General features: G+C 57.4%; 15 protein-coding genes and 7 pseudogenes. 16 read left to right on the top strand and 6 right to left on the bottom strand.

Features of this window, described 5'->3' with window-relative positions:
- Positions 1-26 precede the first annotated feature (26 nt).
- Entirely contained in the window at positions 27-1,454 is a 1,428-nt protein-coding gene (locus ACM43_RS12550; protein WP_271540338.1) for an MATE family efflux transporter, read from the bottom strand.
- On the bottom strand, positions 1,447-7,869 hold the full coding sequence (locus ACM43_RS12545; RefSeq protein ID WP_244429412.1) for a non-ribosomal peptide synthetase: 6,423 nt from the start codon (positions 7,867-7,869) through the stop codon (positions 1,447-1,449). Before ACM43_RS12545 ends, ACM43_RS12550 begins: the two co-directional genes overlap by 8 nt.
- A 426-nt stretch (positions 7,870-8,295) precedes the next feature.
- Between ACM43_RS12545 and ACM43_RS12540 the strand changes: the two genes are divergently transcribed.
- From ACM43_RS12540 to ACM43_RS38910, 10 genes and pseudogenes are all read left to right on the top strand, one after another.
- Positions 8,296-8,448: a hypothetical protein gene (locus tag ACM43_RS12540; RefSeq protein ID WP_157786061.1), complete on the top strand. Its 153-nt coding sequence runs from the start codon at positions 8,296-8,298 to the stop codon at positions 8,446-8,448.
- Between the two features lie 15 nt (positions 8,449-8,463).
- Entirely contained in the window at positions 8,464-8,595 is a 132-nt protein-coding gene (locus tag ACM43_RS12535; protein WP_271540336.1) for a hypothetical protein, read from the top strand.
- A gap of 867 nt (positions 8,596-9,462) precedes the next feature.
- Positions 9,463-9,678, top strand: a complete 216-nt coding sequence (locus ACM43_RS12530; protein ID WP_036031483.1) for a hypothetical protein — start codon at positions 9,463-9,465, stop codon at positions 9,676-9,678.
- 1,067 nt (positions 9,679-10,745) lie between these two features.
- Positions 10,746-10,949, top strand: coding sequence for a hypothetical protein (locus ACM43_RS12525; protein WP_157786062.1), 204 nt, complete (start codon positions 10,746-10,748; stop codon positions 10,947-10,949).
- A gap of 123 nt (positions 10,950-11,072) precedes the next feature.
- Positions 11,073-11,648, top strand: a pseudogene (locus ACM43_RS12520) (IS701 family transposase); the annotation flags it as partial.
- 2 nt (positions 11,649-11,650) lie between these two features.
- Positions 11,651-12,185: pseudogene (locus ACM43_RS12515) on the top strand (transposase); the annotation flags it as partial.
- Between the two features lie 28 nt (positions 12,186-12,213).
- Positions 12,214-12,935 (top strand): annotated as a pseudogene (locus ACM43_RS12510) (IS256 family transposase); the annotation flags it as partial.
- 369 nt (positions 12,936-13,304) lie between these two features.
- Positions 13,305-14,333: pseudogene (locus ACM43_RS12505) on the top strand (IS110 family transposase).
- Positions 14,334-15,022: 689 nt separating this feature from the next.
- Positions 15,023-15,172: pseudogene (locus tag ACM43_RS38915) on the top strand (DUF3892 domain-containing protein); the annotation flags it as partial.
- Positions 15,173-15,255: 83 nt separating this feature from the next.
- Positions 15,256-15,306, top strand: coding sequence for a hypothetical protein (locus ACM43_RS38910; RefSeq protein ID WP_338107408.1), 51 nt, complete (start codon positions 15,256-15,258; stop codon positions 15,304-15,306).
- A 361-nt stretch (positions 15,307-15,667) separates the two neighbouring features.
- Here ACM43_RS38910 and ACM43_RS12495 read toward each other — a convergent pair.
- Positions 15,668-15,819: pseudogene (locus tag ACM43_RS12495) on the bottom strand (cold-shock protein).
- Between the two features lie 245 nt (positions 15,820-16,064).
- On the opposite strand from ACM43_RS12495, the gene ACM43_RS12490 reads away from it, so the two are divergent.
- Positions 16,065-16,328, top strand: a complete 264-nt coding sequence (locus ACM43_RS12490) for a hypothetical protein (RefSeq protein ID WP_036031923.1) — start codon at positions 16,065-16,067, stop codon at positions 16,326-16,328.
- A gap of 451 nt (positions 16,329-16,779) precedes the next feature.
- Here the strand turns inward: ACM43_RS12490 and opgC are convergent, their stop codons facing one another.
- The gene (opgC, locus tag ACM43_RS12485) at positions 16,780-17,169 is read right to left on the bottom strand and encodes an OpgC domain-containing protein (RefSeq protein ID WP_244429427.1); all 390 of its coding nucleotides are present in this window, start codon (positions 17,167-17,169) and stop codon (positions 16,780-16,782) included.
- A gap of 112 nt (positions 17,170-17,281) precedes the next feature.
- Positions 17,282-17,956, bottom strand: a pseudogene (locus tag ACM43_RS12480) (OpgC family protein); the annotation flags it as partial.
- A 758-nt stretch (positions 17,957-18,714) separates the two neighbouring features.
- On the opposite strand from ACM43_RS12480, the gene ACM43_RS12475 reads away from it, so the two are divergent.
- Positions 18,715-19,707, top strand: coding sequence for an AraC family transcriptional regulator (locus ACM43_RS12475; protein ID WP_036031925.1), 993 nt, complete (start codon positions 18,715-18,717; stop codon positions 19,705-19,707).
- A gap of 265 nt (positions 19,708-19,972) precedes the next feature.
- Here the strand turns inward: ACM43_RS12475 and ACM43_RS12470 are convergent, their stop codons facing one another.
- Entirely contained in the window at positions 19,973-20,353 is a 381-nt protein-coding gene (locus ACM43_RS12470) for a hypothetical protein (RefSeq protein WP_157786093.1), read from the bottom strand.
- A gap of 259 nt (positions 20,354-20,612) precedes the next feature.
- On the opposite strand from ACM43_RS12470, the gene ACM43_RS12465 reads away from it, so the two are divergent.
- From ACM43_RS12465 to ACM43_RS12450, 4 genes are all read left to right on the top strand, one after another.
- Complete coding sequence (locus ACM43_RS12465; protein WP_036031931.1) at positions 20,613-21,782, top strand: sensor histidine kinase; 1,170 nt, start codon at positions 20,613-20,615, stop codon at positions 21,780-21,782.
- Between the two features lie 680 nt (positions 21,783-22,462).
- Positions 22,463-23,038, top strand: coding sequence for a tyrosine-type recombinase/integrase (locus ACM43_RS12460; RefSeq protein ID WP_036031936.1), 576 nt, complete (start codon positions 22,463-22,465; stop codon positions 23,036-23,038).
- Positions 23,039-23,112: 74 nt separating this feature from the next.
- Positions 23,113-24,066, top strand: coding sequence for a hypothetical protein (locus ACM43_RS12455; protein ID WP_244429426.1), 954 nt, complete (start codon positions 23,113-23,115; stop codon positions 24,064-24,066).
- A gap of 129 nt (positions 24,067-24,195) precedes the next feature.
- Positions 24,196-25,146 (top strand): hypothetical protein, encoded by a 951-nt coding sequence (locus ACM43_RS12450; protein ID WP_036031933.1) that lies wholly within the window; start codon positions 24,196-24,198, stop codon positions 25,144-25,146.
- Positions 25,147-25,218 lie beyond the last annotated feature (72 nt).

The following is a 25,218-nucleotide window of genomic DNA, read 5'->3' as shown; positions in this document are numbered from 1 at the left end:
GATTCCCGATGATGTCCGTTGTCAGCTCAACCCGCGATCTCGATCGCTTTTGAAGCGGGGTGCCGGAGCGCTCGTCCGATCTGAGCGAATTGGTGGAACATGACAAATAGCGCGATCATTCCGGTGCCCAGCTCAGCGATTGCTTGACTGGCCAAAAGTCCGTTGAAACCCCACATGAGCGGGAACAGCAGTACGGCCGGTATGAAGAGATATCCCTGCCTCGCCAACGAAACAACTGCACTGAGTCGTGCTCTCCCGAACGACTGAAGCATCGTTGTCACGACGCTCTGAATACCAAAAAGCCCAAAAAAGAGATGGAAGACGATGCAGGTCGAGACCGCAATTTTCGTGACATTCTCGCTATCACTGAACAGCCCGACCAAGGGCCGGGCAAAAATCACAATGGCCGCAGAATAGGCAACGGAAAGAGCGACAGTCATCGAAAGCATCAACTTCGCAGCCTTCAATACGCGAGCAAAGTCTCGTGCGCCCCAACCGAAACCCAGGACGGCTTGAGAGCCTATACAGAAGCCGGTGACAGGCAGTGCGCCGATCGTCAGCAATCGCACAGCTATTCCCACGGCGGCGATCGAATCGTCGCCGAACGGCGCAGCAGCTCCGTATAAGAGCATAAAGCTAACGGCAGATAAAATGCTGGTTATACTCGCCGGCGCCCCTATGAATGCGAGCTGTCTGATGCGATCTCCTCGCACTGAGATGTGAGATGCCCTGACGCGGACTGTTCCGCGATCATTCATAAAATACGCGATATAGAGGCTTATGGCTGCGATCTGAGATACCAGCGTTGCGAGGGCTGCGCCTCGCACGCCCAAGTCTAGTAAGAATATGAAGACCGGATCGAGCACCGCGTTCAGGATGAAGGCGGTCATCATCGTCCACATGCTGAATCGTGTGTTACCCTCGGCTCTGACGATGAAGCCGCTGACCATGTTTAGAAGCATCACGGTGTACCCGAACAAAAGCGTCGCCGCGTAGTCGAGCGCCATGGGCGCAATGGTTGGAGTTGCTCCGAGCGTTACAAAGATCCCTCGCAGGTTTAGAAGCAAAGCGACAGTCAAGGTGATGCCGATTGGCGCGGCGAGCGCGAGCGCGGTGCTCGCGCCTCGGCTCGCCTCCAGGTAGTCACCAGCGCCAAAATGACGAGATATGAACGACGCTGTTCCAACCCCGATTCCCTGTCCGACTGCCGTAAGCAAGACCACGATGGGCAAGGTCATGCTGACAGCTGCCATCGCCTGCACGCCAAGTGCGCCAACAAAGACAAAGTTGACGACCTGCTGAGACGCGTTGATCGATAAGCCAATAATAGACGGAATGGCGAGCCGCAGCATAAGGCTCGAAAGGTTGGGGTCCGATAGATTGATGTGCTGCTTATTCCTTGGCATTACATCGCGATCGTTCTCGACGGCGAAATCCGTATCTGGATTATCCATGGATTACTGCGTCGTCCACTTTTCCGAATTCGTTGATCGTCTGCAACAGCTCCTGTTGCAACACCGTGCAAAGATTGCGGGTCATTTCATAGCCGAGCTTGGTCGAATTGTACGTCGTATCGATCTGTAGACGGCCGTCTCGATATCCGACACTGAACCAAAAGAGGTATTTCACAGCCGCCTCATCTACATCTTGGCCAATCCAGAGTGGAGAAGGTGCCTTGGTTAGGAGACGTCGTGGAAAGTGGCGCTGCAAACCCGCTCGATAATTCAATCCAATTTTGGGTAAGGGCAGGCGATCGATCCGGCTCCGCACGGCTGGATCTCGATTTAGGAATTTCATGGCCCGAAAGCCTATGCCGCTGCGGGGCATGGCATTGCGCTGGCGATATATTGAACGAGCACGATCGGCACGGAGCTCCGATCTCGCGAGAATCAAGGGAAGCGGAACCATCTCACTGACAACCCCGATAATCTGAGATGGATCGAGATCATCAAAGAGCCGACCTCTGGTTGAAATAAGGCTATCAATCCAGAGCGAATAGTTGCCGAAAACGCGTCCAAAGGAACCAGATATGGCGGCAAGAAAGACATCAAAGTCCTGACAGTCCGCAGATCTGGCTGCAATATTGAGGAGATCAGCTGTGGCGATTCTATCAATCTCGAAATGGTACTTGGCCTGATCTTCCCAAAGCGCTTGGCAGTTCGCCTCATCCGTGCGGCCTTCAAGACGTGCATAGTAAAGCTCTCTCGCACTCACTTCCGAAAAGCTCGCGCCGCCCGATGAAGTGTCGCTGACGTGCAAATCGAACTGATCGTAGTCGATGCTCTCCCAGTATTTGAGTTCGGTTGGCGCTTCGCTGTTAGCGTAGTGCTCGAGGCGCTTCAACCATCCAGAGAGCGTTTGTATGCTCTCGGGACCGCTCACGGCGTGGCCTGAGGCAAGGGCGTTGTACGCCGCATCCAATGCTTCCAAGAACAATCGATAGCCTATCCCGTCCGCCACAAAATGATGCATCAAGACCAGCAGATAGTAATCGCCCCTTTCCGATGTGCGGAACGCCGTGACGTGAACAAGAGACGTCTGGCCATCAAACCGAAAGGTATGTTGACGTCTTGCAGAGATGCTTTCGATGGCCTCACGCTGCTGTAGGCCGGTCATTCCGACAAGATCGATTTCCTCAACGAGGCGTTGGGCCACAGAAGGTTTTATTGTCAGGCGTAGACCATCGTCGATTCGGGTAATACGGAGTCTGAGGCCTTCGTGCCTGTCTATGACCTGGGTAAGGGCACGCTCCAGGAGCGTGATATTCAGGACCACGCCGGGCAAGAAGAACAGATCGCCGATGTTGAAATGCTCGTCAAAGCCTGAAAGACGGTTCCAAGATGAGATTGCGGGGGTAACTCGCAATGAGCCATCTGCGGAAGGGGAGCTATGCAGTGTAACCGCCGCTCCCGCTGCCGCCAATTCCCTGATGGTGGGTGTTCGATAGAGTTGATTGACAGTGAGATTTAACCCCGCTTTGCGCGCCAGCGTGACGCAGCGCACGCTCAGAAGGGAGTTTCCGCCGATATCAAAGAAGCTCCGATCGATTCCGACCCGCTTAGCGCCTAATAGATCCTGCCAGATCCCAGCAAGGATAAGCTCCTCCCTCGTGCAAGGTTCAGCAGATCGAGAAGGCCCGAATTCGCGGTAAGGAACGGACGACAATCGAGCTCGATCTACCTTTCCACTCGCCGTAAGGGGGATGCTGTCAACCAAACGGAAGGCGGAGGGAATCATGTAGGATGGCAATGTTTGGCGCAGGTGGGTGACAAGATCTCCAGAACTTAGACTTTCGCGAGCCGGAACCACGCTTGCGCTCAAGCGACGCTGGTCATCCATGCCCTCTGCGAAGACTGCAGCCTTTGCGATTGCCGGATGTGACTCGAGGGCTGTTTCGACCTCCTCCAGCTCGATACGAAAGCCGCGAACCTTGATCTGGTTGTCCGAGCGGCCGAAAATCTGGAGGAGACCGCTGGTTGAGATGCGTGCGATATCGCCAGTTCGATAAAGAACGCTGTATTGTCCGTGATCATGCGGATTGGGTACGAAACAGCGGTTGGTCCGATCTTGATCCTGCCAGTACCCAGCGCTCAAGCAGCGTCCCGCGATGCACAATTCGCCAGAAGCTCCGACAGGGACTCTCTTCAAATGAGCATCGAGCACGTAGAGCTTGACGTTATCGATTGGACGCCCAACAGGGACGAGCGACGAGCCGTCGTGGTCCGACGTATCATAGACTGCTGCATTGGATGCACATTCCGTAGCACCATAGAAGTTCCACAAGGGCACGTCCGGGAAATGCGCACGCCAGCGAACGGGGAGCGAGGAAGGCATCGGTTCAGCGCTGCTTGTAACCAACCGCAAGGTCGTCGGTTGCGGGTGCCGTTCCTGGGAAGCAATGAGGCCGGACAAAAGCGGCGGCGAGGCAAATAAGCGTGTCACGCGATGTCTAGCCAGCGTGCACAACAATAGATCTGGATCCAGCAACTGCTCTTGGGTCAGGATCAGCGCGGGTACACCTCTCAGAAGTCCCCCAAGGTACTCCCAAGCGGAGGCGACAAGTGATGCGGACTTCTGGACAGCTATGACGTCTGTACTATCGAAGGGAAAGCGTCGCCACATCCAGTGCAATCGATTGAGAATTGCCGACTCTGGTATAAGAACCCCCTTCGCCTTTCCGGTTGAAGATGACGTGTATATAAGGCTTGCAATTCGCTGAGCCGGCGGTGTGCCGTCGCGCTCAAGCTTCTGCGCTGGCGCGCAGCTCCCTCCCAAGGTTAATAGACAAATCGACGGCATGTCAAAACCGAGGTCGAACCTATTTGCGTGAACCAACAGCTTTGCCTGACTATCTCGGAGGATGTGTCCGATGCGATCACGTGGATAATCGGGGGATATAGGGACAACAATGGACTGCAATGCTCGTGCGGCAAGAATAACAGCTGCCACGTCGGGCGATCGGTCGACCAGCATGGCGACCATATCACCAGCCCCTAGGCCCGAAGCCAACAGTTGCGACCTGATAGCTGTTACACGCTCACGCAGGTGGTTGAATGTGATTTCACCGAAATCACCAAAATACGCCACTTGGTTGGGATGGGAGGCACTTATTTGCTCGAACGCTTCAATAAGCGGACATTCATTCGTATATGGCTGCGCCGCCCCATCCAGCGAGTCCAGCATCGTGATATCTGACGCGCTGACGCAACTCAGATCGTTAATTGGCGCAAGCGGCTTCTCAATGCAGGCTGCAATCAGACAGCGTAAATTCTCTGCCATGCGAAGAATCAGATCGCTGGAAAATATGTCTTCCGCATACGCTAGCTGAAGGGCAATTTCGTCGCCCTGCTCTTGTGCGTACAATGTCAGGTCGAATTTTACATAGCCGGTGTCATATTCGCGGAATGACAGATCCAGCTCATGTGGGCCATGTGGCTCCGCGGCCTCGGAGTACATGTTGAACATGACCTGGAAGATCGGCGATCGATCCGCTTCGCGATGTAGCTGGGTATCCCTTACCATCCAGCCGAAAGGATATGCCGAATTTGCGATGGCATCGCTGACCAAGCTATGGATGCGCAAGGCATGAGCTGTAAAGGACTGCTCGACATCGATCGCGGTGCGGATTGGCAGCATATTGAGGAAAAAGCCAACAATATCAGCGCTGCCAGGTTGATCTCGTACCACGTGCGGTATGCCAACGATAATATCGTCCTGACCGCTATACATCCGCAGCAGCAGCTTGAAGCATGCCAGGAGTGTTGTCGAGGTGGTGCACCTATGTCGATACGCAAACTCCCGTATCTGATTGGAGAGCTCGCTATCAAGCAGCACCGGATGCGAGGTGCCGCGATAGGAATTGGTCTGCGGCCGCGCGCGTCCCGTTCCAAGCGAAAGCACCGGCGGATTATCACCGATTTGACCACGCCAATAGCTCCGTTGGTTGGCCAGCGCCTCTGGGGTAGCGTGCTGGGTTTCCCAGACCGCGTAAGTCGAGAGTGACGCCCGGTTCTCTGGCAAAAACGCCGCGGCATCCTCGTACCTTTGCCGAAGGTCCCTAAGTAGAACTGAGATCGACCAGGCATCGATGATAATTTCGTGAGCGGTGATTAGTATGAGATGATTGTCAGGGCCAAAACGGATCATGCGCGCGCGAAACAAATGGCCTTGGCAGAGATCAAAGCTGCCGTTCAGCTCCATTCGCCGTAACTCAGCGACCAACTCCTCCGCTTGCTGAGGTGTCAGATGAGATGCATCAGTCAATTCAAGAGCGCATCGCGGAGCCTCAAAAAGCTGAACCGGACCGTCCTCGTCGATAAAGCGGGCCGAAAGTGCCTGATGGGCATGAATGACATCGCTCCAGGCGCGATTGAATGCGGCCAGATCGATGAGATTCCTAATTCGTATTCCACCTTGAATGACGTAGTTCCGGGCAGACGGATCGAGCTGCGAGAGAAACCATAGGTGCTCCTGAACCCGCGTCAGAGGCGATCGCGCAAGCTTTCCGGTTGCCGGGGCTATGCACGGTTCGGATTCGATTTGGGCCGAGATCGAGGCCGCAAGAGATCGGATCGTTCCATTCAGGACGAGCCTGAAATCCGGTCTCACTCCGAGCTGGATCTGCAACTGACCCAATATGAGCATTGCCCGGAGCGAGTCGCCGCCGAGGGTTATGAACTGGTCATTCACGCCAATGTTCCCAATACGTAGAACGGCGGACCAGATCTGACACAGCTTGGCTTCGAGCTCTGTTTGCGGCTCCTCAAATGGCGTCGGCAAGAGAGGGCGGACACTGGTCGGGTCCGGCAATGCTCCAAAATCAACCTTTCCGTTTCTTGTCAGCGGAATATCGTCGACGTAAATGATCCGTTCTGGAAGCATGTAGGTGGGAAGCGCTTCGGCAAGAAAGTCCTGAAGCTCGCTTTGCGCCAGTTCAGCCGGAGCTGATACATACGCGAAGAGGCGTCTCGAGCCACTTTCTTCCCCCCCGGCCCTCGTTATATCTCTCGCCGTAAGCTTTACGCCTGCGCAGGAGGCGACCACGACGGCGCCGCGCACTAAATGATGCGCGGAGAGGCGGGCTTCGATTTCTCCCAACTCAATTCTGTGCCCGCGGATTTTGACCTGACGATCCCGTCGACCGAGACATTCCAAAAGGCCATCAGAACGAACGCGCCCGAGATCACCTGTCCTGTATAGGCGCTGAAAGGATGGGTCGCTTGAGAACGGGTTTGGCCCAAAGGCATCCTTGGTGCGGACATCGTCATTGACGTAACCAGCAGCGACACCAACGCCGCTAACACAGATTTCGCCGACCTCGCCCGTGTTGCACAGCCGCGGTCCGTCGGCGACATAAACCTCAAGGTTCGAAATCGGTTCGCCGATCGGAACATAAGAGTCAGCCAGCCCAGGCGGCACGGAAACCAGATGATGCGTAACTCCGTCTGCGCACTCGGTCGGCCCATAGTGGTTAAGAATGGGGACCTCGGGATACAAGGCAAGCCAGGCGCGCGCCAATCCGGGTGTTAAGGGTTCTCCGACCGTAGAAATGATTCGCAAGCTCAGAGCCCGCTCAACCGCCGCAAGCGACTGCAGATAGTCAACAAAAACTGCAAGCATCGAGGGAACGAATTGAACAACCGTCACGCCGTTACCTTGAATTGCTTTGAGGAGGGTCACCGGCGATCTCAGTGTCGTATCATCAATAATCGCGACACAGCCTCCTACGCAAAGCCCTGCCAGCAGCTGCCACAGCGATATGTCAAAGCAGTGCGATGCCGTCTGAGCGATGCAATCGGTCCGAGAGAGGGCTAAGGCATCAATCTTTGCCGCCAAATGATTGTTTAGGGCTGCGCGCTCGATCATTGCGCCCTTAGGCTGGCCGGTCGAACCAGACGTAAATAGAATGTAGGCGGGCCCATTATCACTTGACGATGGCACCACAGACGAAGTCTGACCCTGTCGTAACGCCGCCTCCATCGGCATGAATGGCGTGGCGCCCTTGCTATTCGGCTGGAACAGGCCGAGCGAATCCAGCTGGTGTGGGCCAATAATCAGAGCGCAGCGGCTCTGCTCGATCATGAATGATGCACGCGAAACCGGCAACGACGAATCGAGCGGCAGGTACGTTGATCCAGCTTTCACGATTGCAACTACCGCTGTCGCCCAGTCGAGGTCGCGCTCACCCCAATAGCCGACGACCGCATCGTAGGTACCCTGCGCTCGTAAGGTCCTTGCGAGGGCATCCGATCTTAATCGCAGCGCATCGTAGGTGAGTTCGGCTGCCCTGTACCTCAGCGCAACCCTCTCTGGATGCGATAGTGCAAAGCGATCAATCGCCTTGATCGCATCGATAGGTTGACGTTCCACGCCGGATCGAGTTTCTATAGGCATACGCGTCCCGCCAATCATCCCCTTCTGCGGCCCTCAAATCAGAAACTTGTTGGTAGCCCCCCCGCGTTCACGCAATTGCTCTGCGGCCAGAATCGCGTCATTCGGATCTGTCCCGGGCCGTTTGGTCTTGCCATACTTCCCGGAAACGACGAGGGCATTCTTATCGCCATCAAAGCAGTTCTGCAGCAGTGAAGTACACTCAGTGAACTGAACCCTCGCCGACCCACAGCAACTGACGTGCCAGCCTTGGCAAAGACAATTCATGCGCTTTGCGCCGGCCCGGCGGCGGCCTCGCATTTTTGTGTCAGGCTCCGAACATATTGGGCGTCTTCAACCGAACAGTGTCATGTCGGGTTAACTGCCGTCGTGGCTGGACAAGACGTAACCGGTATGAGCTCCCACGTGGCAGGGATCAGCAGGTGCGTGCGCAGCGCCATTCAGTATTGGACCCAGCGCCTCGACGGCCGCTGGAATATCGAGGTGGGCATTGCAGAGAAAGTCCTCGGTCTCGGCAAGCGGCTCGTCTTCCTGGGGTTCGTAGAGATAACCTTGTAGACGGGGAGCCGGATGATGCCCAGCACGTTCTCGCCGCACAAGATCGACAACGCTATACGCGACCTGGAGCAAAAAGTCGCTTACGGTGCAGAAATCAGCCATGAGGAGCTTGCGAGCGGCGTTCTGCGGATTTCGAAGCATCTTTGAGATGAACTCGAAGCTCCGCTCAAGGTAATCGATAGTCTAAAGGATCACACCGGCCCCGGTTCGGCAGGCCGCTCGAGGTGGGTGGCCCCTTCGATCTAAACAGCGGGAAAGCTAGCGGGGCGGAGACAGCGCTAACTCCCCACACGGCCAGCCTCAAGCAGCGAAATAAGCTGACCTGAGCTTATCGCTCGCAGAACGAGCATAACTACCGTAACGGGGCTTAGCCCGCGATTGAAGCAGCGCGGGCGCGCCTCGGCGCCGACAATGCGAGCGCCGCTGTCCCTGCCACACCCGCGCTGCCGTAAAGCTCGCGGCAGCGCGCTGTCCCTATCACGTGCCTCAGACTTCGGCGGCCAGCCTTCGCCCGTGGATTGGCAAGGCTGACCGGGCTAATCCCAAGGGGCCAACAAAGCAATATCGTTGAAAAGTACCGGAGGGCACCTATCAGCACCAGTGGGTTGCCGCGCCCCCGCGGGCATGCCACATCAGAGCGCTGGGCCTGCCATTGTCGAGCTGGCTCCACTCATAGGAGTAAGCGCCGTGCCCAGGACGGAAGTGGTAGCGGCAATCCAAGCATTCACGGATTACGTCCGTAGGCCAAGCCATACACCGGCAGAAGACACGTACGGGCCACAGCGAACTGAAGAACAGCTGGCCGATTGGCGATCCCGGGTCGAAGTTATCTGCTCAAAAATGAACGCGGTAGCGGATTGCCCTCTTTCGACCTTATCCGAATTCGAGGCGCTCAGACGCGAGATGGGGACAGATTTTCCCGCAACGCCACCCGCTTTACTCAACCGTGTAGCGGACGCCTTTTACGCCGTGGTTCGGCGGATGCCGGCCCCTTAATCACGACGGAGCCGGACGATGCCTAGCACATTCTCGCTGCACACGATCGACGAAGCTATACGCGACCTGGAGCAAAAAGTCGCTCACGGTGCAGAAATCAGCCGTGAGGAGCTTGCGAGCGGCGTTCTGCGGATTACGAAGCATCTTCGAGATGAACTCGAAGCCGCGCTCAAGGTCATCGATGGCCTAAAGGATCACACCGGTCCCGGGTCGACAGGCCGCTCAAGGTGGTAGCCCTTTCGATTTAAACAGCGGGAAAGTTAGCGGGGTCTGGCGGGGACAGCGCTAACTCCCCACACGGCCGGCCTCAAAGCAGCGAAAGAAGCTGACCGGGAGCGCATCGCTCGCAGAACGCGGCATAACCATGATAACGGGGCCTAGCCCGTGGGCCGGAAGCAGTGCGGGCGCGGCTTGGAGTCAACCGACCGGGGACTGAAACCGGGCAGCTAGTCCCTGCCCCGCCCGCACCGCCAATGAGCTTAGCGTAAGCGTGACTCGGCGCATGGTGGTCCTTCAGCTCATGCGCTGTCGCTGCCACGCCCCCGTTAAACTCAAACGATTCTGTATCGGGGCTAGCTTACTGAAAGCTGACGACGCTACCGCACCAACTTCGGCGGTGCGTTGGAGACCATTGACGTCTTCGTCATTGTGGCCGATGGAAAAACAGAGCAGGTGTTCAAGCCGTACGGCGATTCCTACGAACACGCGAACGGAACGATGGAGCTCGAGTCCATCGAGTATTTCAGCGGAGGCGAAAGCCGCTACTGGGCCTGGGTTGGCAGGATGAGCGAATCCGCGGCGGTGACGAATTGGCGCACGCGCGGTCTTCGGGTGCGGGTCCGCAACATTCAAGTCGAGGGACGGAGATATCGGAGAGGCTCTTCACGAAGGTCAAGCCATCCTACGGAAGGTTCAGCACCTACTAGGCTAGGTCGGCGAGATCTACATCAATCCCGAGAGCGTAATTCCCAACGCGCGGCGGGACGGCTTCGAGGAGAGCGGTGCGTGGCTGGACATCCAGTCGGAAGTGATCACGACCGTTTGCGCGCCCTTGGCATCGGAGGCATATACGGCCTCGCAACGGGGACAGCTCGACGTCGAAAGGGTCGTCAACGACACCGGCGATCTGGTGAAGCGAGGCAACAGCCTCGCCGAAAGCACTAGGTCGTCGTACGATCAGGTCGTCGAACTGATGAATTCGGCGAGGAGGCTGCGCCGGCGCGCTGCGTCGGCGCTGAAGATCGTCGACGATCTCGACGCGAGCGGCCGTCGACGAGGGTCACCCGTATCGCCAAAAATCGGTGTTGCTCAAGGACGCCGCCAAGTCCGTCGAGACGCAAGCGCGGATGCTGGTGGGACGCTTCCTCGAAGAAGACGATAAGTTGACGGCGCTCAAGGCGCGCTTGAGGGAGGAAATTCTTCAGGAAGTCTTGGACGTCATCAACGCGTATGTCGATCCGGCGACCTATCAGAAGATCAAGCGCCAACTGACCAGGACCAGATAGTGGCCTTGCATCGGTTGAGGTAGATTGATCCCTTCATGGCCGCCAATGCTTGCGGAGACCGGTGGGATCTTAGGCTAGCATTACAGTTGCATTTTATTGAAGGTTCTGAATCCATGGGCGACCATGATTCGGGATATGATGATTGGTGGCGCGTCGGTTGAAGATACGCTGACGCTGTGGGCTTCGTCGTTGCGAGATGCCAAGCAACGCATCCGTCCGCTGTTTACGCAGGAGCGGGTCGCGGCCTCGGCGGGGCAGTTTCTCGACGGACTGTTGGGCAATGAGCCGCGCAAGACGGGTTGGATGCGGGCGGAAGCGGCCGGCGATCCAGGCCCGTGGCGCCAGCAGGCGATCCTGGGCCGAGGACAGTGGGATGCCGATGCGCTGCGCGACATTGTGCGTGAGTACGCACTGGAAACACTTGGCGATGAGGACGCGGTCCTGGTCATCGATGAGACCGGCTTTTTGAAACAGGGCAAGACCTCGTGCGGGGTCGCACGCCAGTACACTGGCTCGGCGGGCAAGATCACCAATTGCCAGATCGGAGTGTTCGCCTCCTATGTGTCGCGGCATGGTCACGCCTTCATCGACCGGGCGCTCTATTTGCCAAAGGAATGGACGGACGACCCCGCTCGCCTGAAGGCAGCGCATGTACCGAGCGATGAGGGCTTTGCGACGAAGCCCAAGATCGCGCCCGCCTGCGCGACAGCGGCGTGCTGGATTTGATAAATGAAGCCTTGGTTGAAATTGTGCGTAAGCTTGCTGGACGGGAGCCGCAACCAACGGCGGCGATCATCGACAGCCAAACGGTCAAGATGGCCGAGAGCGGAGGGCCAGCGGCTTTGATGCGGGCAAGAAGATCAAAGGTCGCAAGCGCCACATCGTCACCGATACACAAGGAAATGTGCTGAGTGCCATCGTGCACCCGGCCAATGTTCAGGATCGAGACGGTGCGCCGACAATTGCACACTTGTTTGCTGACCGCGGCTATGCCGACGAAAAACTTGAAAACGCGCTCCGGAAACTCGACGGACCCACCGCCCGGATGACGCAAAGGGCTTCGTTATTGTTGCCCGACGCTGGGACGTCGAACGCACGTTGGCATGGCTCAACCGCTGCCGACGTCTAGCCAAGGATTGGGAGACCTCTATCACCTCGGCCGAAGCATGGCTCTTTATTGCGTCGACCCGACAACTGGTGCGCCGCATCGCCAGATCCGCCAACCTCAACTCATGAATTTTGAGTCAGATGGGGTATTCGGCCTGTCGGCGACGATCTCGTGCTGGTCGCCGCGATCGGGGTTGACGGCGAAGGCAACAAGCATCCGCTGGCGCTGGTGGAAGGGGCGACCGAGAATGCCGCAACGGTTCAGGCCCTGCTGGACAACCTGGTCTCGCGCGGGCTCGCCCCGACGGTGCCAAGACTGTTCATCGCCGACGGCGCGAAGGCGTTGTCGAAGGCGATCCGCCGCACCTTTGGTTCGGCCGCTGCGATCCAGCGCTGCCAGATCCACAAGGCGCGCAACATCATGGAACGCCTGCCGAAAGAGCATCATGCGGCCACCCGTCGCGTGCTGCGCCAGGCCTGGGAGCTCGATGACGCCGACAAGGCTGAAAAATTGATCCGCAATCTCGCGCGTCGACTCGACCAGCAATGGCCGGCGTAGCGGCGAGCATCCTCGAAGGCCTCGACGAAATCCTGACCGTCGTCCGGTTGAAGCTGCCGAAGGAGCTTCGTCGATCGCTCGCCTGTACCAACATCGCCGAGAACATGATGGGCACCATTCGCCGCGTCACGCGCAACGTCAAACGCTGGCGGGATGCCGGTATGGCCTTGCGATGGGTCGCGGCCGGCATGATCGACGCCAACAAGGGCTTCCGGCGATTGAAGGCGCATAAGCAATTGTCGGTTCTGCGTGCGGCCCTTCAAGCTCACCACGATCGCATGACGATCAAGCCCATTGCCCATGTCACGAGGGCCGCGTAATCATTCGTTCCGGCAACGTCGGCCCGACGTAGTTCAACAGCGATCGGGACATCTCCTTCAGGTTTGCGTTGCAGGCGTTTCGAGATATCCGTGAGCGTTAGGACAATTAGCTTCTCTCCATCGGGGCATCTTCATGGCAACAGGTCTCCGCACCAGCCGATTTAGACGCCTTGCTCATGTTGCGACGTGAGGCCGACAAATCTCAGCCGTTGTCGTTGGCCGGCCGTGGTGGCCGGTAATTTTGGACGCCGATCCCCCAGCTTAGGGGGGCAAAATTTGAACACGATGACGTAATTGCGGTCGGCGCTCGTGGCAGACAACCTCCGTTATCGTTGAGCCCTCGCAATCAAATGATTCGAAGGAGCTCCCATGAAGCAGTACGTCGGGGTGGACGTCTCACAGAGAGAAACCGCTGTGTGCGGTGTCAACGAGACTGGTCAAGTAATCTTCGAAGGAAAAGCCAAGGCCTAATCCTGGTGCCTTGACTGATCTGCTTAGCAAACATGCGCCTCATGCCGAGCGTATCGGCTTCCAGACCGGTGCGATGGCGAGTTGGCTATGGCATGAACTCCGCAGGGTCGAGCTTCCGGTGGTCTGCATCGACGCTCGGCATGCGCACGCAGCCTTGTCGGTCCGAATGAACAAGAGCGATCAGAATGATGCGCGAGGCCTTGCCGAACTGGTGCGGGTTGGACGTTATCGAGAGGTCAAAGTCAAAAGTGCGGAAAGCCAGAAGATCCGAGCGATCCTGTCGCCAGATCTCGGCTAGTGTCCATGCGCCGAGACATCGAGAACCAGGTTCGCAGCTTGATCAAGGAATGTGGATTGCTATTCCCTCGCGCGATCGGCCAACAGTTCCGCAACCAGGTCAGCGAACTCTTGGGCGTCGATCATTTGCTTCTCAGCGTGATATCGCCGCTGCTCTCGATCCATGAGAACGTTTGTCAACAACAAGGTAAATTCGACAACGAGGTCCGCCGGTTGGCAAAGCTGGACGAGACGACGCCTCGCCTGATGACGGTCCCGGGGGTCGGTGTCGTGACGGCCCTAACGTTCCGCCACACGATCGATGACCCCTCGCGCTTCCGATCGGCTTCGACGGTCGGCGCCTATCTGGGCCTTACCCCTCGCCGGAACCAATCTGGCGAAACTGACATCACTGGCAAGATATCGCGATGGGGCGACCGGCTTCTCCGAAGCTACCTGTTCGAAGCGGCGACCGTTCTGCTTTATCGGACGAAAAAATGGTCCTCGCTTAAGGCTTGGGGAATGAAGCTCGCAAAGCGAATTGGCGCGAAGAAGGCGAAGGTCGCCATTGCTCGGAAGATCGCCGTGATTCTCCATTGCATCTGGGTCGACGGAACGTCGTTCGACTGGGGCCAGGCGAAGCCCGCCTAATCTCGTCTCGTGAATTCCTAGTCCGCCGGGCTGGCGATGTCCCGCTGGGACGGTGGTCGTGGTGACCTCCGTCAATCGGCTGGTGGCGGTTGCTACCGCACTCCGCCCAACACGTTGAGGCACACGACCCGGACATCATCGTGAGGCGCTTAGCGACCTCGGAAAGGACCATGACCCCAGCGATGCATCAACGGCTAACAATCGTAGATAAGCCGCGCTCGCCCCGTCTCCGCAACCCGACCAGCTCCAAGGGAGCAAGCGCTACCGCCGTGCCAAGTGGAGAGCAGGGAAGCAAGGAGGTGGCTTGACATCAAACCGCAATTAAAGGGCCGATTGACACCCCGGCTGAGCGCTTACGGTCCGTTTAGCTGGGCCACTTCCTTTGAGCGTGTGAAGCCAGCCAGCGTACAAGCGCGTCGTCTGCCGGACTGGCCGACGTTGTCTCACCGTCCATTTGGGCACCATGGTAGAAGTTAGCGGTCACGTGACTCGGCGCTCATCTGAGAGAAGAAGCGCTGTCCCTACCACGCGCCGCTAACTCCACCGCCAGCCTCAGCGACGGAAGAAGGCTGACGGTAGGATACATCCACCGCAAAAAGCCGCGGCACAACTGCCAGAGTTGGCCGTCCCCTCCTCCACGACCAGTCTCTAAGCTAGTGCCTCAGGCTTGCAGAGATGGGAGACACCGCATGGCCAAACGCGTACGCATTCGTTGCATAAACAAGACTGACAGGCGAAGCGCACACGAGAGAATCAAAAATGTCGGCGGGCTAAATTCAGACGGAACGCGATGGAAGCTATCCGTTAAGAAGACTATCCGAAACCTCGAAAGCCGCGAGTGGGAGTACTACGTCGAAGAATCAGGCGTCACTGTTGAGGTCATCGTCGCTACCGACGGAGACACAAGTACATCAAGACAACAGTGGACCGAATTCAACCGGACAATCTCCTTTCGCTCCCTGAATTTCCGTGATGATTGTCGATCACAGATCGCAGGCAGTGCGGGCGAGACTCGGCGCTGTTCGGTTGCGTTGGATCAGACGCTGTCCCTACCCCGCCCGCGCTGCCGGTGAAGTTAGCGGCACGTGACTCGGCACGAGTGCTGTCCCTGCCGCGCGCCGCTAACCTCGGGCCAGCCTCAGCGGCGAAAGAAGCTGACCGCGCTTCCCGTGGGGAGTGTAGCCCACGCGCCTCAAGTTGTATGGGCGAAAAGTCTGCCGGGCACCTACCTGAATCGGCGGCGACATTCTGTCGAGCTAGGGCTTTATGCAGCGACGCACGGGCGACGTCGGACATTGGACGCCGCGAATCCGTTGGATCGAATGCTGGGTGCGTCACCCGATCCGCAAATTTTCCGCTGAGTCTTTTCCGCGATTTTTCACGATGTCGAAGCTGACTTTGCGCCCTCTGCGAGCGAAGTAAAACCAGCCTTCTCAACCGCGGAGATGTGGACAAAGACGTCATTGCCGCCCGAATCCGGTTGAATGAACCCGTAGCCCTTTGTCGGGTTGAATCATTTCACAGTACCAATAGCCACTTTCAGTTCTCCGTTTTCAAATCAAAGCTAGGGTGCGCGGTCGCTCCTAGTGGCGCGCCAACGCCCATGGCTTCAACAAGCTATAGCCGGGCGGCGTGGTCGTCTAGCCTGCAGGCAAGCGCGTCGGCTCGGGCGATTTCGAGCAGATGGCGCCGATCCGCCCGCTTACTACCCGAGTAAGGAGCCCTGTTTTTATGCTGCGCGCAGAAGCGCCGACCGACATTCCGCCAACACCAGTCCCCAACAAGGTCAAGAGCACGCCGTTTGGCTCGGGTGTCGTCGTGCTGTCGATTCCGATGGCGGAAAAACTGTTGGTGCTTACCGTGCTGTTGCTGAAGCCGGCAACGCCTTCCATGACGTCCCAGGTTCCGCCGCTCCAGATCAACGCCTCGATTCGAATCTCGCTGTTCACCTCTGTAAAACTCGCGGACGTGGTCGACCGCGAAGCCGTGAACTGATTATAGCTGAGGATGGCCGGGTCGTTATACCACGAGCGGACAAACCGCTGCGCGGGCGTGTCCTGCCACGCCGGCCCGGTGATAATTCTGGCAAACCCACCAGCGAACGGGTTTCCTCGCCCGTCTTGTATTCGACCCCGATACTGCCAGCTGTCGAGGACGTCGAATGGCCCGTGGTTTACGCTTCCAGCGAGGTGACCACGCCTGCAGGCCTCGCCTTCTCGAAGGAAGGTCGGGCCTTTGCTGCGGAACGCGGCTGGAACGGCAATATGCACCAGTTTATCGAGTTTCTCAGTTCGCACTGCCCTGAAAAGAAAGGATGGTTGAGCGTTAGGTTAATCCAATGATGTGGAGCTTGTCCGCTCTCGACATGGAGCGGATGTTTGACAGATCGTGGACGGCATCGAAAGGGCAAGAGCTGCTCTCCGTGCTCCACCCGCAATTTACCAGTTTAGCGAACCGGCGGAACTTGCCCGATCGATTGCGTCCCCGCTGACTTCCGCTCGCGCCGGATGCCCATCGCGTTCAGTAACCGCGCGATGCCGATCATCATCAGCACTCCGGCAACACTGACTACGATCTGCATCGCAAGGCCCTTCGAGAGGTCGAGCAGCGCAAGATGGCTGGCGAGCGCCAGAAGGACGCCGAAACAATAGATCGGCAGCGAATTCTCGCCACAGCACTTCGCGCAGCTCAGCACCGGCGTCGATAGCCCCTCCCAATTCCGCGGAATGAATCGTAGCGCCACAATTGCAAGAGCGACAAAATGCAGCAGCCGTATCGGACTGAGATTCGATTTGTCCGGTGGAAATAGCAGGTCCCTCAAAGTTTGCGAGACCAGCGGCTCGATCCTCCAACTCTGAGCAAGAACCAGGCCGAAAACTAGATAGAGAAACGGCCAGAATAAGCGTCAAGCGCGCCATCACCCACGGCCGGAATTTCTCTCCCTCAATGACGCACCATGCGCCCAGCACGATCAGAAACTGCCAAGCCAGCGGATTGAAGAACCAGACGCCGTTGGGCCAGGCCGGAACGCTCCAATCAAAGACGTGCACTAGCGCGTAGAGCGACAAGGACACCCCAAGCGTGACGTTCTGCGCTCGCAGCAGCAGCCACAGCAGCGGCGCGAACAGCACGTGAAAAATCACAAAAACCGGCAGGACGTCAGTGTTGACAGGCCGGTATTGCAGGATTGCGGCGTGCGCGAGGGTCGCACCCGGACGTTCGAGCAGAATTCGCGTATTGCTCCCGTCGGCGAGATCATCGCTGCCCGTAAGATAGACCAGGATAGCGCAAGCAAGTGTAAGCAGTAGAAACGCCGCGTAGATGTCCCATCCCCGGCGTAGCGAACGGCCGATCATGCCGCTCCAGCCTTCGCGCTCACGCACCCTGCCGTAGGCCAACGCACAGGTAACGCCCGAGAGGAACATGAAGATCTCGGCGGCATCGCAGAAACCGTAGTTGCGCGGTGTCAGCCAGCTCCCGATGTTATTGGGGACATGATCGAGAAAGATCCGCCATAACGCGATCCCGCGATAGACATCGATACGCAGATCGCCGCCGGCCGCTCTGAACTCCGGCGGAGTCTCGCCGAACAATCGCCTCGAGGTTTGAGTTCGATCGTCCATCTGTTGGCCCGCGTCCGCGCCTCATAGGGTCGATGATAACGCGCTCCAGCTATCCGATGGATGATGAGGGCTCGTTCGTCGCCCAGCCGTCCCGAGCGCCAGGGTCGGGAGGGTCATCGTCTTCCCAAGGGGCTTCCGGTATTTTTTCGCCAACGCCCCGTATCAAAAGTTGCTTTCGCATCTCGGTGAGGCGGGCCCGGCAGTACTCGCGGTAAAGCATGTCGAGTATAATGGACATGATCGAACCTCTTCCTGATCACCATGTTGACGTCCCATGTGACAGATTTCGACCATTTCATCCGGCAGCTAAAAAAGAACAGTGCCGGGAAGTCATTGGGTCCGACGAACCTTAAGGTGATGCGGCGATCAAGGCACGATAGGAGACCGGATTAGAGGACAGTGTTGTTCTGCAGAACTTCCGCCTGCGATGAGCAGTGCGATAAAGTCTTGCAGCCAGGGATGTTCAAACTGGATCCGACGGCAGCAATTTGAAATAGAGTAGTTACAATCATCTCCTCTAAAAGGAGATATTTGCACGCTACATTTGCAATCAGAAATTGCCGTAATTTTCTGGCCGCCACGTGAGCCAGTTCACATCAGCATCAATCATAGGTGAATGAGACTAGCCGACAAATGAAGTAGCTTCTTGGAATCTTGCGTACCTGAGGAGATGGTCGGTGCGCGAATTGCAAAATACGGATACCGGCGGCTGGCCTGCCGCAATTTGACATTGTGGCTTATCAAGGCTGGAGATCCTCATGTCTATGGACGCTGCCACTTTCGTATCGCATCGATTCTCGACGCGCGAGCATCCGGAGCGGATGCGACTTCCACTATGGCGCGAGAGGTTTGTGCGGGGAATAGTTCACGTCGATATCGAACCTCTAACGAACGTTCCGTTTCAAGCCGACGCAACATTGCAAGCACTCCGGGGTCTACGCACGCTCGCACTGAGAGGCTCTCCCATGTGCTTCAAGCGCTTGCGGGCGAGCGTTGCTGACGGCGACGACTCAATCGGCCTCATTGTCTGCTTACCCGGCAAAACTCGCTTGTCGCAGCGCGGGCGGGACATCGAGCTTTGCGCCGGCGACGCAACCTCGATTCTGCATTCGGAACCCGCTACCGTCACCTATATCGACGGAATGCTATTAGGTCTCGCGGTACCCCGCGAGGCCCTTGCGCAGCGCGTGGCAGATATCGAGAGCCTCGCCATGCGGCCGATTCCGCAGAGAAATGAACCACTCCGCCTCCTCATGGCCTATCTGAAGTCAGCATTTAAGGAGGGGGCTCTGGCCGCCCCCAAGCTGCGTGATGCGATCGTAGCCCACACCTGTGATCTTGTTGCGCTCGCGGTCAGCGAGTGCGCTCCCTTGGGCGAGAGCGATGCGAGTGCGATCGTGGCCGCGCGCCACAGCGCCGTACTCGACTACATCGCGGCACACTTTCAGAAGCCCGGGCTTAGCGTCGAGGAGGTCGCTCATCGCCAAGGCATTTCACCTCGCTATCTGCAGCGCCTGATGGCGTCATCAGGATCATCGTTCACCGGGCATGTGAATGAGCTACGTCTCCAACTTGCGTTCAAACTGTTAACCGAGGCGCGCGTCAGCGCGCAGCTAATTTCCGATATCGCGCTCGAGGTAGGCTTCTCGGATTTTTCGCATTTCAATCGCCTGTTCCGAGCTCGGTTCGACGATTCGCCGCGTGGGGTTCGTTACGCCAGCGGGGATCCCGGCCGAGCGACGTGCCCCTGATCGGCGCGTGCGCGACATCTTGCTAGCGAATGTCCGCATTCCCGCCTAGGGATTTGGAGCTATCCGCCTGGCAGTAGACCTATTATGCTCACATTGAGTTTTGTCGAGTTTGATTCATCGCGGCCCCGGAGCAGTTTGAGAAATTGGTCTTCGTCGCCCGCTTTCCTGCGCCGGCCGGTCGCGATCGGAACAATGACCTCGTCATCTGCATGACCGACAGAGCGGCCGTTGAAGGCTATATGCCGCAAAAACAGCGAAAACCTGTCTATCGAATTGATCGTACGATCGACGAGCAGCTGATTAAACGCTCCCATGAGAGGGTCGAGCAGTGTTCGGAAATCCTGAAAAACCCCCCGCCGAGTACCTTCCTGGGAGCAACGCGCCGCGACATAATGCCGAGGAAGATTGAGAATAGCAGGATTTTCCGGGCGCCAAGATCATCTTCCTTGTGATAAGCTGTGGCATGGACCGCGCGATGCAGCTCCGACATTTGAAAGAAGCCGAGCGGCACATAGCTCAAGGCAAGCGCCACATCTTTGAGCAGGAGGGACGGATAGGGTTCATGGTTCGTCAGGGCTATGACACCGGCGAGGCGCGGAAGCTGCTCGATAATTTCAAGGCCTCTCAAATGCAGCACCTGTAGCATCGAGACCGCATCCTCAGAGAACTAGAGCAGTAATGACGGCAAGGGCGCTCAAGTGCGGCTGCGAGCCAGCTAAGCGAACTCGGCTTCGACTTGGGGAGTGCTAGGCTGTTTACCGTCAATGGGCCGTAGCTGCTACGTAGGCCTTGTCCGCTATAGCGGCCAAATTCGTGCGGCAGCGCAATAAGCGAACTGGACCGATAAGAGATTGGCTTCAGCAACTGTCCCTGGCACTTTTCGGAGTGCGTGGCATTGGAAGTAAATGAAAGAACTGGCGCCCGGAATGAACGAAGGTGGCTCGCTGGATAGGCTCCGGCGCCACATCCGCATTCTGGTCGATATCGGGCGACTCGGGGGTGAAAAGGTCGATCTGCATCGCTTTCTAAATCAAGCGGTCGTTCAAGTCGCGCGCGCAGTAGAGATACACCACGTAAAGATTCTCCAATATCGTCCGCACTCCTCAGATCTCCTCCTAGTCGCAGGTGTGGGATGGAAGGATGGGGTCGTAGGGACCGCGACATTATCGGCCGACCTACGCTCTCCACCCGGGCGCTCGTTTCAGACGGCAGAACCCGTCACCGTCCAGAATCTCGGTGAACAACAAGAATACATTCATTCGGATCTTCTGAAGGAGCATGGCATCATCTCGTTGACCAACGTTCCTGTGCTTATAGATGGTGCAGCCTGGGGTGTGCTCGAAGTGGACAGCACCAAGGCGAGAGAGTTCACCGAGGACACGAGCGATTTTCTGACCGCCGCTGCCGCGCTGATAGGAGCCGTACTTCGCCACTATGCGCGGCCGGATGAAGAAGCGCGTTTGATGGCTGCTGCCGCCGAAGCTCAAAGGCGAGAAGTGCTACTTCGGGAAATGCAACATCGCGTCAAGAATAACTTTCAGCTCGTTTTATCTTCTATCTCCCTCCAAAAGCGCCGGCATCAGAGCACAGAGGTTCATCGCGAGCTGGATCATGTCGCTAGCCGTATCAACGCCATCTCGCTGGCGCATGATCAACTCGCCCCTCGACACGAAGGCCATAATGTAAACCTATCATCTTACATACGCGCACTTTGCAGCGCGATCCGTCAGCAGGTTGAAGGAGTCGAAATCGATGTCGAGTGCGACGAGCTCGAACTGAGCATCGACCGAGCATTGCCGGTCGGTCTCATCCTAAATGAGACTGCAATGAACAGCATTAAACATGCATTCGACCGGAACGGCGGCAGGATCAAGGTGCACTTGGTAGGCGGCGTCGGCTACGGCGAGGCCCGTCTAACAGTATCCGACAATGGGTGTGGCATCCAGAAATCGAACGAGCATGGATCGGGTCTTAAGCTGATCGCATCGCTTGCCAAACAAATCGGTGGCGACGTTCAGCAGCAAAGTGCCGACACGGGCACAACAACGACGCTCACGTTTCCGTTGATGACGTGAACCATTCGAGCCAAGGTTGAGCGGTTCTTCAATGGGATCAAGCAACGCCGTCGGCGTGGCTACGGCAGGCTCGCCGCCCACTACCTTGCGTTCTCCAACTCGCGTCAATCCGGTTGTGGCGGCGCATAAATGAGTCCGCGCCCTACCTAGCGGGCCTCTCATTTCTTGAAGCGTAGCTTGACGTCCGTGTCTACTAGCCGATTCGAAGAAGATCCTGTTGTACGTTGCTTAGAGGGAAATACAGTTCGACTATCGAATTCCACGTACGTCGTTCCATTTTGCGCAGCCATGCTCGCTGCTCCTTAACCTCATCTTCGATGAGATTGGTTTCAGATCCAACCTCCTCACTCGCCAGGTGACGTAGTGGCCGCGACAAAGTACTGGCCGTGCGCATCTGGATGCCGAGTGCGTAGCCCCTCACGGGCGATAGCTGATCTTGCCTTGGAAGGCTCCCTCCTCTCTTGTTTACAATAATGATTTACAACATCGAGTAATCTCGCCTCCCGAGCTATCCAGATCGCACTCTTAAGCAAACTCTCAAAGCCTCATCAGTCGCCGAGCACCTCTCATCCGGATGCGCTGATCTCTTCCGAAAGCTCTTCGCTCGACGAACTGATAAGCATTTATTGTGTTGCAGCGATCGGCCGAACGGCTAGAATCTGGCATTCGGTTTGATCGACATGGCAGGCAAACAAGCCAAGATACTTTCTGATCAAGCGGCGCGAGATTTGCTCTTCTTCGCCGGCACGACCCGGCATCCGGATAGAAATCGCGCTATCGTCCTCTTGTCGCTGAAGGCAGGCCTGCGCGCCGCCGAGATTGCCAAGCTGACCTGGGATATGGTTGAAGGCGCCGAAGGCGAGATTGGCTCGACAATCGAGGTACGGGACAGCGTCGCAAAACGGCGACACGGCCGCCGAATCCCGGTCCAACAGGATCTGCGACAGGCACTCATCGCCTTACGAAAGCTATCTCCGGGAAACGGACCAATCGCGCGATCGGAACGCGGCGGACCGATGACGCCACTCAGCATCGTGGTCTGGTTCAATCGCGCGTTTCAAGCGATTGGCCTCAGCGGCTGCTCCTCTCATTCCGGACGACGAACCTTTATTACGCGCGCCGCACGCCTCGTTCACAAGGCCGGCGGCTCCCTAAGGGATGTCCAGCTCCTGGCCGGCCACCGTTCGATCCAAACGACCGAGCGGTATATTGATGGTGACAGCGACGCCCAAAGGAGGCTGGTATCTTTGATTTAGGGAAGTCCCGATCATTGGCAGTGCCGGCGCAACCCCGGCACCCCACCGGAGCGGCGGTCAGATCCGCGGCCAGCTTGATCATCGCCATCTGCCGAAATGGCGCTGGCCTGCCCTCGTTGGCGCCTCAGATCGGCGTCGGCTCACCAGATCCGGACCTCCATCAGATCGTGCGCGCTCGAAACACACCGCCGCTATTTGACTGGATGGTCGAGACCTTCAGCTTCCAGGGGATCTCGGACAGGGTGGCCGCGTCTTATCTTCACGCCCATGGCGGCATCACCTGGGATGAGATCAGCCAAATAGTGCGTGATCCCGCTTGCGCCCTGTTAGACAGTTATTGGACCTACGAAAGCTGCCGCTACGACAAGACTCGGCGCACGTGCAGCCACCCCCGTTATATCCGCCGGTGCCCCGTTCCCAAGGCTCCACTGAGAAATGGCCATCTCAACCAGACTGCGTTCAGCTTCTTTCTGTTTGTCAGAGATGTCGCGGATTCCGATCTTTTTGGGTGGATCGATGGCCAGCTCTCGGCGGCGGGCGAACTTGGCGATGGGTCCGCTCAAGAGGCGTTAGTCGGTCCGACCCGTCATGTTTTTGGGGTTTCGGACAAGGTTCTGACGATGACGCTTTCATCCGTCTTGATGGCGGATCGCGAGGGCCGTCCTGATTGGTATGCAGTTGGCAGTGCCATGATCGTCGTGGATCGGCTGGTTCACAACTTTCTGGTCCGAACCGGTATTTTGCAGCAACTTGGCATGGTTCACCCTTACGGTCCCCGTTGCTATGCAGACGGCGGCTGCGCCGAGGTCTTGCGGCGCGTCTCGGCGCAGATCGACGCGCGCCAGTTTGACGGTGATTTTCCGGCGGATTTTCCGCGCTTTGTTCAGCACGCTCTTTGGCATTACTGCGCTGCTGACGGTTTGAACGTCTGCAACGGCAACAATATTGATGATCGCAAGTCATGCGATCTTTCGTCGTGTATTGTTTACAGTAATTGCGCCAAAACAGCGCTAAAATTACAGCAATGACGTTCTATTTCTGCGCAGTTTTGCGGCAATTAAAGTATTGACATCATTGCGATTTGACGACTCTGCTTTATTATACTTACGACGAGATGGTTTGAACACTCTTCTCGTCTTCAGCCAAGGAGACGTCCAATGACAAGACCGCCATTGCCGGGACCATCCCGGAAGACCAGCGACAACGCCGTTTTAGAAAGGGGCCCAAATCGGGCCCCTTCGGCTTTTCAGGAGGGCGAAATCGCCAAGCCCAATATTACGACCCGGAAGACACTCTCCGCCTCGGCAATCATCGTCTACGGGATCGGCGCGACCGGCAAGCCGAAGGCCGGCCGGTTCCCGGAGCGCCAGGCAGCGGCAGCCAAAAAGGCCGCGCGCTCACTCAAGCTGGCTGTTTGCAACGTCGATCGACCAGCCCTTGTCGAAATCGGCGCGAAAATTCCGGTCGGACGCGTTCACGACCAAGGCAGAGCGCTTCTGCCCTACATCAAACGCAGCTTGTACGACGAGCTCGCGGCCGCCGTTCTTCCGGCGAGATCAAGTGCCGCCGCTGCAACAAAGGCCCCTCCAGCGAAGGCAATGGAGGCAGCAAAGTCCCGGTCCAAGGTCTTTATCGTTCTCGGCTTCGATGAAAACCAAAAGCCACGCGGCGCGCGATACCGCACATCCAACGAGGAGGAACTCATCAAACTATCGAAGGAGACGGCGCTCAATCTATACGAGCTGAAATCCGCCGACTCAATCAGCTTGGCGGGCGCTCTCCCGGCTGGAAAACTCCCAACCACCGGTGCCGCCTCTGTCCCTGAGATCCGCCAAGCCCTGTACAGTGAAGTCGTCGTGGGCATTTCGGACGACGCGGCCGCAGTACCGCGAGACAAGCTCGGCGGCCCTCTGCCTCCTCAGAAGGGATCTCCCGAAAGCTGGGAACTCATCGAGACCGGGCATCTCGTCATCGCCCAGGAATCTCCCGAATACGGTTGGGCCGAGGCGATTGTTGTCGACCGGAAGGATGGCCTGTTGACCCTCCGCTATCGCGACTATCCAAGCTACCCAAATTCTACCGGAACTATCGCGCGGTCGCACTCCTAGGGCTCGGACTCAATTGATCCAATAGGCAACGATGGCGGCGAGATGGACGGCAGCCAAGAAGTTCGTGGCTAG

It is taken from the genome of Bradyrhizobium sp. CCBAU 45321, from assembly GCF_028128975.1.
In the GTDB taxonomy this organism is placed as follows: Bacteria; Pseudomonadota; Alphaproteobacteria; order Rhizobiales; family Xanthobacteraceae; genus Bradyrhizobium; species Bradyrhizobium yuanmingense.
The sequence above is the reverse complement of the archived record's forward strand: the minus strand, read 5'-3'. Positions and strand labels throughout refer to the sequence as shown.

Coding starts and splice junctions, on each gene's coding strand:
- ACM43_RS12475 (WP_036031925.1), top strand. CDS start 18,715: ATGTCTATGGACGCTGCCACTTTCGTATCGCATCGATTCTCGACGCGC.
- ACM43_RS12535 (WP_271540336.1), top strand. CDS start 8,464: ATGCCCAGCACGTTCTCGCCGCACAAGATCGACAACGCTATACGCGAC.
- ACM43_RS12460 (WP_036031936.1), top strand. CDS start 22,463: ATGGCAGGCAAACAAGCCAAGATACTTTCTGATCAAGCGGCGCGAGAT.
- ACM43_RS12465 (WP_036031931.1), top strand. CDS start 20,613: ATGAAAGAACTGGCGCCCGGAATGAACGAAGGTGGCTCGCTGGATAGG.
- ACM43_RS12530 (WP_036031483.1), top strand. CDS start 9,463: ATGCCTAGCACATTCTCGCTGCACACGATCGACGAAGCTATACGCGAC.
- ACM43_RS12470 (WP_157786093.1), bottom strand. CDS start 20,353: ATGCTACAGGTGCTGCATTTGAGAGGCCTTGAAATTATCGAGCAGCTT.
- ACM43_RS12490 (WP_036031923.1), top strand. CDS start 16,065: ATGCTGCGCGCAGAAGCGCCGACCGACATTCCGCCAACACCAGTCCCC.
- ACM43_RS12450 (WP_036031933.1), top strand. CDS start 24,196: ATGACAAGACCGCCATTGCCGGGACCATCCCGGAAGACCAGCGACAAC.
- ACM43_RS12550 (WP_271540338.1), bottom strand. CDS start 1,454: ATGGATAATCCAGATACGGATTTCGCCGTCGAGAACGATCGCGATGTA.